Genomic DNA, 14,251 nt, shown 5'->3' with positions numbered 1-14,251 from the left:
GCTTAACCTCTTACAACAAAATCCTTAACTACGATGTCATGAAGTGCTTGTTCTTTGTCATTGAACAAAGGCCATAGCCAAAGCAGAAAACAAAACTGGAAAGACAGGTATTTAATTAACGTCCGTCCGATGACAGCACCAAGCGTAAGCTTCTGGCCGGTTTCATCTTCTACCCTAATTTTCATGATAATCTTTCCCAATGTTGCCTGCTTAGAAGAATTAAGCATCACGATTTCGTAAATGATTGGCCCTACAAATCCAATGATAAACACAGGAACAAGTGTTGCTGCCACTATTAAGCCTGTTGCTTCGTCAGGTTCCAGCCCGGAAAAACCACCACCTGTAAAGATGCTGATTCCAAAAATGGGGATAATAGTAACTGACATCAGGAATCCGACAATCAAACTGTCAATTATCTGCGCAACGAAGCGGTTGCCGAATCCGGCAAGAGTAGAATTTAGCATAACAATGTCGTTTGTGGTAAAGGTGTGATTTTCTTTCAATTAAGCATAAAGAAATGAAATTGGCAAAGCTAATGGCTGCAATCCCCATTTATTTTTTTGCTTCGGGACTCGGGTTATTCTGTATGAAAACAATTTCTACAAAAAAATTGCAATCGGTAAGGTTTTTATATTTTACTTTGCAATACAAAGTACTTTTAAATATTTTATCATGTCTACTTATCGCACCTGCATATTGTGGTTTTTTCTGGTTATACTTCACACCTGGCTGTTTTTTGAGTATGATCTTGGTTTGAACGGATTTATTTTTTCTAGTGTGACAATCGGGCTGATAACCTGGTTTCATAAGCTACACAAGGAAAAAAACTGGCTCTTAGGCGCGGGAGCTCATTTGGTGATTGCTTTTGCCGTTTTTTGGCATGGTTCAGACGAAGCGACTGCGATGTATCATTTTTCTTTTTTCCTGCTTGCAGGATTTGTCTTCTCCATCCCCAGTGGTTTACCGGTAACATTTCTGAACGGGCTGATTGCAAGCTTAGGAGGCGGCTTTATCGCCAAGCTTGCCAATTTTATAAAGGAGGATTATTCAAATTCGGTTTTTCTGCCAAAATCTGCTTTCAAAAAAGCTTATTTGTATGTGGCACCAATAACAGTCACGCTGCTTTTCTATCTTTTTTACAGTGCCGCAAACCCGGACTTCTGGCTCAACATAGCCCTTCCCGATTTTGAGCTTAACTTAGGCTGGTTACTTTACACCTTTGTTGGTTTCGTCCTTTTATGCCCTTTGTTTTTTCCCTGGGGCTTAACCACATTCACGGCCTGGGAAACATCTCTGCCCAACGAGCTGAAAAGAATACGTTCAAAACCATTAAATTCTGACAAGCTGGGATTGAAAAACGAGAACAAGCAGGGAGTGATCATGTTTGCCATGCTCAATACGCTGATCCTGCTGTTTTTAAGCTTTAATATTTTGCAGATTTTTATCCCTTCTCTCAGTACAGCCAACAGGAATCACTCCGAACAGGTGCATCAGGGTTTTGAGACGTTGGTTATGAGTATCATCATCGCCATTTTACTGATCATGTTTTATTTTCGGGGAAATCAGAATTTTTATGACAAAAGAACCCGGTTGGTTCAGCTTGCAACGGTCTGGATCTTTTTGAACGGCCTGCTTGCGTTATTTACCTGTTACAAAAATATTTTATATGTCGAAGATTTTGGATTGACTTATAAAAGGATCTGGGTTTTTATAGGGATGCTTCTTACCGGAATCGGATTGGTATTAACACTCAAAAAAATCAAATACCTCAAAACGAATCTGTACCTGATCCGCCAGAATAGCTGGGTGCTTTATTTTGTTCTGACTTCCTATGTGGTGGTGGACTGGGACCGGCTGATTACCTGGTATAATCCCAACTTTGCTCAGGAGCTGGATATGAATTACATCATTAGTTTGGGAAGATCCAAAACGCCGTATCTGAATGAACTTGTAAAGAAAAATGATCCCAGGGTGGAAGCTTACAAAGATAAAATACAGACTATGACGTTAAGTGTAAACTATGGTGCAGGAAGTTGGCGGTCAGCAACTATAGACCGCTGGTGGCTGGTTGAGGAGCTGGCCAAATAGGAAATTCGGATAGCGTAATAATAAAAAAGCATCCTGCTAATGCGGGATGCTTTCGAAATGTCTTATTATGACTTAAACTTAGATAACTCTTACGTTAACTGCATTTAGACCTTTTTTTCCATTTTCTACGTCGTAAGACACTTTATCATTTTCACGGATATCGTCTTGAAGACCTGAAACGTGAACGAAAATGTCTTTTTCACCATTTGATGGTTGAATGAATCCAAATCCTTTGGAATCATTGAAAAACTTAACTGTGCCTTCTGCCATTAGTATTGATCTTATAATTTTTAGAGCTCAAATGTATATAGAAAAAGCAGATAAACAAGCTAAAAACTAAAAAAGGTTTAGAATTGGTCTATTTAGTTAGCGGTTCAAAACCAGACTTTTAAGAATTTTATGCCAATTTTATATAAAATTATCAGTTCCTTTTTCTTGGTATTTTACAATTAAAAAGTTGTCATCAGCCTTTAAGTCTTGTTTTCTTAAATGAAATTTATATTTCAGGCGAGGCAGGAATTGATTAGCTTTACCTCTCTTTTCACGGTACAAGAAAAAAAATGACTGTTTTAAAAAAAACTGATTTAGTACCACCATTCTGGCTTCCGGGCGGGCATTTGCAAACAATTTATCCCGCACTACTTCGAAAAATTACTGATGTAAATTACATCCGCGAGCGAATTCTGACACCTGATGATGATTTTTTGGATCTGGATTGGTCATTTTCAAAAACTAAATCCGGTAAGCTGGTCATTCTTTCTCATGGACTGGAAGGAGACAGCAACAGACAATATGTACTTGGAATGGTCAGGCTGCTGAATAAAAATGGATATGACTGTCTGGCCTGGAATTTCCGGAGCTGTGGAGGAGAGATGAACCAGACATCACGTTTTTATCATAGCGGTGCTACCGATGATCTTGATCATGTGGTTAGTTACGCGGCAGGCAGAGGTTATCAGGAAATAAATTTGATCGGTTTTAGTCTCGGTGGAAATCTTACGCTCAAATATCTGGGAGAAACGGAGCGACATTTAAATCCCCTTATTAAAAAAGGTATTGTTTTCAGCGTACCAATGGATCTGAAAGCATGCAGTCTGGCGATTATCAAACGCGAAAACAGGGTTTACATGCAAAGGTTTATGAACACGCTTTTGCCCAAAGTGAGTCAAAAGGCAAAACTTTTCCCTGATCACATTAATATGGAAAAGGGCAGTCTCGTGAAAACACTTTATGATTTTGATGATATCTACACGGCGCCTTTACACGGTTTCGATAGTGCCGACCATTATTATGAATCGTGCAGTTCTATGTTTTTTGTTCAAAATATTAGTATTCCTACGCTTATTGTAAATGCGATGAATGATCCGATCGTGCCTGTAAGAAGTTTACCTCTGGATCTGGTTATTTCTCTTTCAAATGTACAGCTTGAATTAAGCCGTTATGGAGGACATTGTGGTTTTCGGCCTTCCCGCGTTTTTAATGCTGTTTATTGGTCTGAAAAAAGGGCGCTGAACTTTCTTCAATCTGAGAATTTATAGCGCGTCAGCCGAAATTTCATCAACAGAACAGCGGATTGGTTACAAGAAACATAATAATAAAACGCATCTGTTACATATTTTGTTAGCGACATAGGAAACAGATTTGTAATTTTGTGCCTCAATTAGCAAACCACCGGAATTAGTCGTTTTGATTTGTTTACTTTTAAATTGATAATTAATAAGTTATCTGCCGTTTCATGCCCACATTAACACTTAACAGCCCGTACATCATTATTGATTTCGACAGTACTTTCACCAAAGTGGAAGGTCTGGATGAATTAGCCGCTATTGCCCTGACGGGGCATCCTGAGCGTGAAAAGATTGTTCAGGAGATTGTAGACCTTACAAACAAGGGAATGAATGGTGAGATGTCCTTCGCGGAAGGCCTTCGTCAGCGCATCGGCCTTTTGAAAGCAAAGCGTTCGCATATTGATGAACTGATAACGTTATTGAGGACAAAGGTTTCGGATTCATTTAAACGTAACCAACTTTTCCTGACAGAAAATACCGATAATATTTTCATAATTTCCAGTGGCTTTAAGGAATTTATTGTTCCGATTGTCACGGAACTGGGTCTCCGTGCCGACCACGTTTATGCTAATGAATTCCGTTTTGATGAAGATGATAACATCATTGGAATTGATGAAAATAACGTTCTTTCCACGGATGGCGGCAAAATTAAATTACTTTCCAGTCTTAAACTGGAAGGTGATGTATTTGCAATCGGCGACGGTTATACCGACTACCAACTAAAAGAGTCAGGTTTAGCCAGTCGTTTTTATGCTTTCACTGAGAACGTGGATCGTCCGCGTGTTACTGCGGTTGCAGACCATATTGCTACTTCGTTTGACGATTTTTTATACGATAATAAATTAAGCAGAAGTCAGTCTTACCCGAAAAGCCGGATTAAAGTTCTTTTGCTGGAAAACGTGCATCCGGTTGCTCTGCGCGCTTTCGAAGAGCAGGGTTTTAATGTTGAATTCGTAAAAGGCGCTTTGGATGAAGACGAACTGTGCGAACGGATTAAGGACGTTTCCATTATCGGTATCCGTTCCAAAACAAATATTACAAAACGTGTTCTTGAAAATGCCAATCGTTTGATGGCAATCGGCGCCTTCTGTATCGGTACCAACCAGATTGATCTCGATGAAGCTGCGCAAAGAGGTATCGCTGTTTTTAATGCACCATACAGCAACACGCGTTCTGTGGTGGAACTGGCAGTTGGTGAGATGATCATGCTGATCAGAAATATCGTTACCAAAAGCAATCAGATGCATGCCGGGGTTTGGGACAAATCGGCCAATGGAAGTTTCGAAGTTCGTGGTAAGAAACTGGGAATGGTAGGTTATGGAAGTATCGGTACCCAGCTTTCTGTGGTTGCCGAGGCGCTTGGTATGGAGGTTTATTTTTATGATGAAGTTGAAAAGCTTTCCCTTGGAAACGCCCGCAAACTGAATTCTCTTGATGAGCTGTTGTCTATCGCCGATGTAATCAGTATGCATGTTGATGGCCGTAAGGAAAATAAAAACCTGATCGGAAAACGTGAATTTGACCTGATGAAAAAAGGCGTTATTTTCATGAACCTGTCCCGCGGACATGTTGTGGACATTGCTGCACTTGCCGATGCTGTTAAAAGTGGAAAGGTTGCAGGAGCGAGTGTTGACGTGTTTCCTTATGAACCCAAAACCAACGCTGAATCTTTTGAAAGTGAATTGAGAGGATTGCACAATGTGATCCTGACACCGCATATCGGAGGAAGTACAGAGGAGGCGCAGGAAAATATCGGTCATTTTGTTCCTGCCAAATTGCTGGAATTTATGAACAACGGAAGTTCTTACGGAAGCGTCAACTTCCCGGAAGTTCAATTACCGAAACTGAAAGATTCACATCGTTTGCTGCACATTCACGCAAACGTACCGGGTGTACTTGCAAAACTGAACCATATTTTCGCTAAAAACAATATCAACATCACCGGGCAGTACCTGAAAACAAACGAGTTCATCGGTTACGTAATCGTGGACATTGCAAAAGGTTATACCGAAGAATTTATTCAGGAAGTGAAGGAAGTAGAAGGTACAATCCGGTTTAGGATGCTGTATTAAGGAGAAGATGCCACGTATGTTATTGGGTGAGGTGGTAGTCATTTATTGTCAGGAATTGTGAGTTTCCGGTTAGCATGACAATACCTGACCACAATTGACAACCATAACGCATTTCATTACCAATATTTAGCTACAAGCAAAAAATGCCACTAACCTTTTTTACCCCCGGCCCGGCTCAGCTTTATCCGACGTTTGAAAAACATTTACAAACTTTTGTAACGGATCAACTGGGGTCGATTTCACATAGAAGTCAGCAGTACAGGGATTTACATAAATTCACGGTTGATCAGCTTCGTACGCTGCTGAATGTTCCGGCTACCCACGCCATTCTTTTTCTTGGGTCTGCATCCGAAATATGGGAGCGCATTTTGTTCAGCTGTGTGGAGCTGGAAAGTTTTCATTTGGTAAATGGATCTTTCTCAAAGAAATTTTACGATTACTCCAATGCACTGAATAAATATGCCCATAAGCAGGAAAAACCTATGGGAGAAGGATTCACGGCGGCCGAGGTAGTCGTTCCGGAATATGCCGAACTGATCTGTACAACGCATAACGAAACCAGTTCGGGCGTGCAGATGTCCGTTTCGGAAATTCATAAACTGAAACAAAAAAATCCGGGTAAGTTTATTGCCGTGGATATGGTTTCTTCTGCGCCTCATGCTGATCTTGATTTTAAACTGATTGATACAGCGTTCTTTTCTGTGCAAAAGGCTTTCGGGCTACCGGCTGGTTTGGGTGTGTGGATTGTGAATGAAAAGTGTCTGAAAAAGGCGGAGTCAATTCGGAAACAATATTCCATTGGCGCGCATAATGACCTGCCAACGCTCTGGAAAAACAGCCTGAACAATGAAACGCCTGCTACACCAAACGTGATGGGTATTTATTTGCTGGGAAAAATAGCGGAGGATTTTAACAAAACTGGTGTTAAGAATATCAGAAAAGAAACGGAGTTAAAGGCAAACCTTCTTTATAACTTTATAGACAAACACGACGGTTTCTCTTTGTTTGTTAAAGAAAAATCGCAGCGTTCGCAGACGGTGGTTGTGACAAACACAAAGTTGCCTTCGGCCGATATTATTAAAGTAATAAAAGAGAAAGGAATGGTCGTTGGGAGCGGTTACGGACAGTTCAAGTCTTCTCAAATTAGGATAGCAAATTTCCCGGCAACTTCGGTTGCTCAGGTAGAAGAACTTATCGCAGCTTTGGAAACATTGTAAGATTACGCGATATAATATAACGGAAGCGCAGAATCTCAGGGTTCTGCGCTTTTTTTGTTTTTAATAAAAAGTTAACATTCCGCAATAGCCACAATCGGCGCATCGGGCGTAATACCCGGTAAAGTATTTCTTCTGTCCTAAACTTTTTTCTGATGAACGAACAACCGAACACGAATGAAAGTCCTTCGCGCCGCGATTTTATCAAGACATCTGCTATAGCAGCATCGTCTTTTTTTATCGTGCCGCGCCATGTCTTGGGCAAAGGTTTTATTGCCCCCAGCGACAAGCTAAACATAGCAGGAATCGGGGTAGGCGGTAAAGGAAAAAGTGACCTGGCCAGTTTTGCGAAAAGTCCGAATGTCAACATTGTAGCACTTTGTGACGTGGATGACCGCCAGGCGGTGACTTCCCGCACCAGTTTTCCAAAAGCCACTTATTATAAGGATTTTCGGGAAATGCTGAAAAAAGAAAATAAGAACATAGACGCTGTTTCCGTATCAACACCGGATAACACACATGCAGTCGCAACGCTTGCGGCCATGCAATTGGGAAAACACGTTTATACACAAAAACCTCTGACACATGATATTTATGAAGCGCGTATCCTGGGACAGGCGGCAAAAAAATACAAAGTGATCACGCAGATGGGAAACCAGGGCGGTTCAGGAAACGGAGTGAGACGCATGAAAGAAATTTATGATTCGGGCATAATCGGAGAGGTTCATAAAGTGCTTTGCTGGACCAACCGTCCGGTATGGCCGCAGGCAGTGCCTACCGACAATATTGATCCGATACCCTCTGAACTGGACTTTGACCTGTGGCTCGGACCTGCACCAAAAGTAGGTTACAATAAAGCGTATCTGCCGTGGAACTGGCGTGGCTGGTGGCCTTATGGTACAGGCGCACTTGGTGACATGGCCTGTCACATCATGGATCCTGTTTATCGGATTTTGCCAATCCTTTACCCCGTTTCAGTTGAATGCAGTGTGGCAGGTACCTGGACATTTACTTTAAGAGAAAAAGATAACAATCCGGATTGGACACCTTTTTCATCTTCCATTCACCTCGATTATCCAAGAAACGACGGTAAAGGAAATATTAAAGTGAGCTGGTACGATGGCGGGATATTGCCTGAGCTGCCGGAAGAACTTTTACCCGGAGAAGCATTTGGAAACTCAGACGGTGGCGTGATGTTTATTGGTGATAAGGGTAAATTAATGGCCGATTGTTACGGAGCTAATCCGCGCCTGCTTCCTTTAAAGAAAAACGAAACACTTAATATTCCTGAAGCGATTAAAAGAGTACCAAATGAAGATCATTATCTGAATTGGGTAGACGCATGTATTGCTGGATACGGCAAAGGACAAACCAGTTCTCCGTTTGAATACGCCGGTCCGTTTACGGAAAGTATCCTGATCGGAAATCTTGCTTTACGAAGCTGGATGTTACGCGACAACCCAACGGCAAAACGCCCTGTGGATCGTTACAACGGCCGAAAAAAATTGGAATGGGATGCTGCAAATATGAAAGTGACGAACTACGAGCCTGCCAATCAATATGTAAAACGCGAATACCGTGATGGCTGGGAATTGAAGTTGTAGTTTTTTTAAATGCTTACAGAATCCGGAATGTATCAAAAATGACGTTCCGGAATTTTTTGTTTAAGGGCAAAATAAATTGTTAACATGAAATATCATTTTTAGTATATATATTTGGCTTTAAACTTTGGGAGAAAACACATCAGGTGGTGACCACTTTTGAAACGTTAAACAGGGAAAAGTCAGATCAGGAATTGTGGGACGGCATCCGTAACGGTGATGAACGTGCCTTTACGATTGCCTTTGACCGTTACCACAGTACACTTTATAACTATGGCTGCAAACTTTCCCCAAGTTCTGCGACGGTGGAGGATGCCGTTCAGGATGTTTTTATCGACATCTGGCGGCTGCGGAAAAACCTTACTTCGGACGTATCTTCAATAAAGTTTTATTTATACCGGGCACTTCGCCGGCGTATCAACATTGGTCACGAACGTTTTCCTGTTACAGAAGAAATCTCCATGCTCGACGATCTGGAAATTACAGGAAACGATACAAATTCTGAAACGGTTTTTATCGAGGGTGAATCAAAATCAATCATGGAAAAACGCATCCGGGGATTGATCGCCCGGCTCCCTGAAAGACAAGTAGAGGCACTTACCCTACGTTACTTCGACGATTTTAACATTGAGGAAATTGCCCAGATCATGGGCGTAAACGATAAGTCGGTCCGGAATTTTATTTACAAAGCGCTCACTTCTCTGCGCCATAACAGAGAATATATCATTTCTCCTGCGTTGATTTTCTGCATATTATGGTTTTCGTAAAAGTTTTTTACAAAAAAATCACATTTTAAAGAGGTCATTTTAACAATTCTTCGCTCTTTCTATTTGAAAGCCTGATAACCGATTGCCGAAGAAATGAAATTTGCCCCTTACACTTTAACCGAACTGATCCGGAACGATGATTTCATCTCCTGGGTGAGACATCCTGATGCCGAAAGTGAAGCCCGCTGGCAGCAGTTTTTATTGGAATATCCGGAAAAGACGAAGGTTGTTGAGGATGCGAGAGGTTATGTCAACCTGCTGGCAGAAGATACTGGCAAAAGTAAACCTACCATAGAGCAGACCAATAAAATGTGGCGGGTTGTAGAAAGCCACCTTCATGAAGAAAATGTGGAGGATGTGCAGCAGCCAAAAATTATTTCCGCCTGGAAATGGCTGCGGATTGCTGCCTCCATTGCACTGGTGCTTGGCATTACTTCGGTGAGCTACTGGTATTTAAACAGACAAACCGAAATAGCTTCGGTAATAGGGCCGCAGGTTGCTGTAACTGAGAACGGGCTGATTGAAAAATTTAATGATACCGGCAAGCCAATGACTGTTCTGCTGGCGGACGGAAGTTCAGTTGTGCTGCAGCCAAATGGCAAACTTAGTTTTTCTTCAAAAATAAACACTAAAAAACGAGAAGTTAACCTGACCGGGAAAGCATTTTTTGAAATTGTAAAAGATCCGCAAAGACCCTTTTTAGTCTACACGGATGGAATAGCAACGAAGGTGTTGGGAACCAGCTTTTTGGTTGATGCTCCGGAAAACGGTTCTGAAATTAATGTTGAGGTGAAAACCGGAAAAGTATCGGTATTTGCTTTAAATAAAAATGCTTCACTGAGTGAACGGGAAGAAGCTGAAAAACCGGAATTAAAAGGAATTATTTTAAGCCGCGATCAGAAAATCGCTTTCTCCCGTGTAAGCGGAAAGCCCGTGAAACTGCCGGAAACCAGTCTGGAAATTGCAAATGTGGCTGATATTTCAACACAGCTTTTCGTATTTGACGAGACGCCAATGTCAGAAGTTTTTAAGGCTTTGGAAAGTGCTTACAATATAAAGATCATTTACAACGAGTCGTTAATCAGCAATTGTCCGCTCAATGCAACGCTGATCGGTCAGCCTTTTACGGAGAAACTCACGGTGATCTGTGCCGCACTGGATGCGCAGTTTGAAATAAAGGATAATCAGGTGACTATAACCGGAAACGGGTGCAGGTAGGACCCGAAATATTTTGTGCCGCAATAATCAATTTAATTCTTAACTAAACACACGTTAATCTATGACATAAAAAGTATACAAACATACACAAAAAAGGATCAGTCATGTTCCAGCATGACCGATCCCAGGAATTTCCCAAAGTAGGTGACATTACTTCACATCCGTTTTTCAACGGTTGCAGGGAAAGATTTCGTTGAATAATCTCCTTAACCAACAAATCCAATCAAAAATATGAAAAATGTTCGACGAATTGATGACTTACTATTTACACTCATGCGTATAACAGTCATTCAATGCTTCCTGGCCTGCCTTTTTATGGGCATGTCGTTGGCACATGATGGAAGAGGCCAGTCTGCACTAAGTCAAAAGGTATCACTGAATGCCGAAAACCAGGATATTAAGAAAATACTGCGTCAGCTGGAAAAACAGACCAACGTAACGTTTGTCTTTAGTTCTAAACTGATACAATCAGAACGGAAGGCGACGATTAAGGTTCAGAGCAGTCAGCTTTCTACTGTCCTGGATCAATTGTTAAAACCGCTGCAGCTTAACTATAAGGCAACAGATAATTTAATCGTTATTAAACCTGATCGCACAACGGATAAAGTTTCGGAAGTGATTGAAAATAAACCGGATGAAACAGTTAAAGAGCTTATTGACAGAACTATTTCAGGAACTGTGAAAGAAGAAAACGGGACTGCACTTCCAGGTGTAAGTGTCGTTTTAAAAGGATCGCAAGTTGGTGCTTCTTCTGACACGGATGGTAAATTTTCATTAACTGCACCAAACGGTGAAGCTACGCTGGTTTTTTCTTTCGTTGGTTTTTTATCAATTGAGGTGATCGTTCCAAACAGCCAAAGCCAGGTTGATGTAACACTTAAAGTAGATAATAAAGCGCTTGAAGAAGTTGTAGTTGTCGGATATGGTACACAAAGAAAGGAATCGCTGACAGGAGCGATTGCAACGGTCACCAGTAAAGATCTGGATCGCGTTCATGGCGGCTCAACGGTGAGCTCCGGACTTGCCGGTAAAATCCCCGGGGTTACTTTCCGTATGCCCGACGGGCGCCCGGGAGCCAGCGCAACTGTTCAGATCCGTAACATGGGAAACCCGCTTTTCGTAATTGACGGTATTCAGCAGGATGCGGGTCAGTTTAACAACCTTTCTCCCAACGACGTTGAAAGTATCACCGTTTTAAAAGATGCTTCGGCTGCTATTTATGGGGTTCGTGCGGCTAACGGGGTTGTTGTGGTTACAACCAAAAGAGGAAAGAACGGCACCAAGAATACGGTGAATCTGGATGCTTACTATGGTGTTCAAAACTGGTCGCGGTTCCCTAATGTTGTCAATGATTCTTATCAGTGGATGGCTGGAAAAGCGGAAGCGGAAATGAACCAATATGGTAAAACTTCCATTACCCAGGCCGAACTGGAAAAGTATAGGACCGGAACAGAGCCTGGTTACCAGACTTTTAACTGGAAGGATTTTATCGTAAAAAGAAATTCTCCGTTGTCTTCCATCAACCTGAACATGACAGGCGGATCGGATAAAATCAGTTATTACATTTCTGCAACGCGTCTGAGCCAAAACTCGGTTCTGGGAAGGGAATTTACCTTTGAAAGGAGTAACATTCAGAGTAACGTCGATGCGAAGATTACGGATAACCTCAAAATTGGTGTACAGATCAATGGCCGTATCGAAATCCGTGATCAGCCTGGTATTCCCGGAGGGGATGATTACTGGCTGCCCAGATTTGCTATTTTACGTAACCGTCCTTTTGAAAGACCTTATGCAAATGATAATCCGCTGTATTTGAATGATATCAAACACAATGAGACCAACTGGGCATACAACAATAAAAAACTGGGCGGTTATCAGACAGACATCTGGAGGGTTTTGCAAAGTAATATGAACGCAGAATATAAAATTCCGGGTATCAAAGGTTTGGTAGCAAAAGGAATGTATTCATACTACATCGCCGATCAGGTTTTGAATGGACATGAGTATACCTATCAGGCATATACTTATAATCCTTCGGATGATACTTATAAAGTTACAGGCGGAAGCACAAACCCCTGGCGTGAGCGCAGAACGCGTAAGATTATCCGGAATGTATATCAGGGTCAGCTGAACTACAATAACACTTTTGGTAAAAATACTTTCGGAGCAACATTTGTAGCGGAACGACAGGAAGAACGTGATCAGGAACAATGGGCACATTCGGTGCCTTCTACCAACGTACTTCCGCTGATGTATTTTGCTACAATGGATACCTACGATGACAAGGATAATCAGCTTGCGCGTATAGGCTACATCGGTAGGGTTAATTACAATTATGATAACAAGTATTACGTCGAATTATCTGCCCGTCGCGATGCTTCCTGGAAGTTTGCTCCGGATCGCCGGGTTGGATATTTCCCTTCTGCATCTGCTGGCTGGCGTGTAACGGAGGAACAGTTTATTAAAAATATTATCGGTGACCACAGTATTCTGGATGATTTGAAAATCCGCGGATCTTATGGTGTTTTGGGAGATGATGATATTGGTATCGGGCCTTATGATTATTTGCCGGGTTACAACTATAACCAGGGTAATGCGATTTTGAGTGGAAATGCGGTGGTAACATCACGCGATAAAGGTCAGATCATCAATAATATTTCCTGGTTCAAAAGCAAGATCACGGATGTTGGGGCAGATTTTTCTTTGCTGGGAACAAAGCTTACAGGTACGGTTGACTACTTTTACAGACTGAGAACAGGTCTCCGCGGCCGTAAATATGATATTCTGGTTCCGAGTGAATTGGGTTACAGTTTACCCGATGAAAACGTGAACAGCGATTCACAAAGAGGCTGGGAGGGTGCATTGACCTACAATGGGAAAGCAGGAGACATCAGTTATTCGGTAGGCGGCAACGTTTCGTTTTCGAGAAGTAAATTTATTTCTTCTTATAAACCCATCTTTAACAACTCCTGGGACCAGTATCGTAATTCCTCAGAAGGACGGTACAGCAGTGTTTTCTGGGGATATGAGTGTATCGGGCAATTTCAGTCGCAGCAGCAGATTAATGAATATCTGGTTAATGTGGACGGACAGGGAAACAGAACTTTACTTCCGGGAGACTTGATTTACAAGGACATAAACGGCGACGCGAAAATTGACGACCTGGATCAAAGACCGATTGGTTACACCACATCCGGCCAGCCGAATATTAATTTTGGTTTGAACTTTGCAGTTAGCTGGAAAGGAATTTCCTTCAATGCGGACTTCTCCGGTGGTGCCATGTATTCGTGGAACCAGAGTTGGGAGCAAAGGTGGGCATACCAAAATGATGGTGCTTTGAACAGTATTTTTCTGGACAGATGGCATCGTGCAGATCCCTTTGACCTGAACAGCGAATGGATTCCTGGTAAATATCCTGCTTTACGTTACAACGATGGCGGCCATAGCAACTATAACAAAAACTCTACTTTCTGGCTCCATAACGTAAAATACATCCGGGCAAGAACGATAGAACTGGGTTATTCTCTGCCAAAATCGGTATTGGAGAAATTGAAAATACAGCGTGCAAGGGTTTATATCAACGGCTACAACCTATTCTCGATCGACAACCTGAAAAAGTTTGGTGTGGATCCTGAAATTGCAGACGATAATGGACTGCAATACCCTCAGAACAAGTTTGTTAATGTTGGCATAAGCCTGTCAATCTAAATCATTTTAAAGATT

The 14,251-nt window shown here is 41.8% G+C and carries 10 protein-coding genes; 8 read left to right on the top strand and 2 right to left on the bottom strand.

Going from position 1 to position 14,251, the window contains the following annotated elements; all coding sequences use genetic code 11:
- Positions 1 to 2: 2 nt before the first annotated feature.
- On the bottom strand, positions 3 to 464 hold the full coding sequence (locus E0F88_RS11135) for an RDD family protein (RefSeq protein WP_131958301.1): 462 nt from the start codon (positions 462 to 464) through the stop codon (positions 3 to 5).
- A 208-nt stretch (positions 465 to 672) separates the two neighbouring features.
- Between E0F88_RS11135 and E0F88_RS11130 the strand changes: the two genes are divergently transcribed.
- Positions 673 to 2,088 (top strand): DUF4153 domain-containing protein, encoded by a 1,416-nt coding sequence (locus E0F88_RS11130; RefSeq protein WP_131958300.1) that lies wholly within the window; start codon positions 673 to 675, stop codon positions 2,086 to 2,088.
- Between the two features lie 78 nt (positions 2,089 to 2,166).
- Here the strand turns inward: E0F88_RS11130 and E0F88_RS11125 are convergent, their stop codons facing one another.
- Positions 2,167 to 2,358 (bottom strand): cold-shock protein, encoded by a 192-nt coding sequence (locus E0F88_RS11125; protein WP_131958299.1) that lies wholly within the window; start codon positions 2,356 to 2,358, stop codon positions 2,167 to 2,169.
- Positions 2,359 to 2,648: 290 nt separating this feature from the next.
- On the opposite strand from E0F88_RS11125, the gene E0F88_RS11120 reads away from it, so the two are divergent.
- The 7 genes from E0F88_RS11120 to E0F88_RS11090 all read left to right on the top strand — a co-directional run bounded on the left by E0F88_RS11120 (position 2,649) and on the right by E0F88_RS11090 (position 14,236).
- Positions 2,649 to 3,626: a YheT family hydrolase gene (locus E0F88_RS11120; protein WP_131958298.1), complete on the top strand. Its 978-nt coding sequence runs from the start codon at positions 2,649 to 2,651 to the stop codon at positions 3,624 to 3,626.
- Between the two features lie 197 nt (positions 3,627 to 3,823).
- Positions 3,824 to 5,728 carry a phosphoglycerate dehydrogenase gene (serA, locus tag E0F88_RS11115; RefSeq protein WP_131958297.1) on the top strand — a complete coding sequence of 635 codons (1,905 nt, stop codon included), beginning with the start codon at positions 3,824 to 3,826 and terminating at the stop codon, positions 5,726 to 5,728.
- A 143-nt stretch (positions 5,729 to 5,871) separates the two neighbouring features.
- Positions 5,872 to 6,945 (top strand): aminotransferase class V-fold PLP-dependent enzyme, encoded by a 1,074-nt coding sequence (locus E0F88_RS11110; protein ID WP_131958296.1) that lies wholly within the window; start codon positions 5,872 to 5,874, stop codon positions 6,943 to 6,945.
- Positions 6,946 to 7,097: 152 nt separating this feature from the next.
- Positions 7,098 to 8,546, top strand: coding sequence for a Gfo/Idh/MocA family protein (locus tag E0F88_RS11105; RefSeq protein WP_131958295.1), 1,449 nt, complete (start codon positions 7,098 to 7,100; stop codon positions 8,544 to 8,546).
- Positions 8,547 to 8,692: 146 nt separating this feature from the next.
- Positions 8,693 to 9,310, top strand: coding sequence for an RNA polymerase sigma factor (locus E0F88_RS11100; protein ID WP_131958294.1), 618 nt, complete (start codon positions 8,693 to 8,695; stop codon positions 9,308 to 9,310).
- Positions 9,311 to 9,403: 93 nt separating this feature from the next.
- Positions 9,404 to 10,528: a FecR family protein gene (locus E0F88_RS11095; RefSeq protein WP_131958293.1), complete on the top strand. Its 1,125-nt coding sequence runs from the start codon at positions 9,404 to 9,406 to the stop codon at positions 10,526 to 10,528.
- Between the two features lie 231 nt (positions 10,529 to 10,759).
- Positions 10,760 to 14,236: a TonB-dependent receptor gene (locus tag E0F88_RS11090; RefSeq protein ID WP_229213731.1), complete on the top strand. Its 3,477-nt coding sequence runs from the start codon at positions 10,760 to 10,762 to the stop codon at positions 14,234 to 14,236.
- Positions 14,237 to 14,251: the final 15 nt, after the last annotated feature.

Source organism: Dyadobacter psychrotolerans, assembly GCF_004349265.1.
GTDB classification, from domain to species: domain Bacteria; phylum Bacteroidota; class Bacteroidia; order Cytophagales; family Spirosomataceae; genus Dyadobacter; species Dyadobacter psychrotolerans.
Note: the sequence above shows the minus strand (reverse complement) of the source record. Positions and strands in the feature narration are given on the sequence as shown.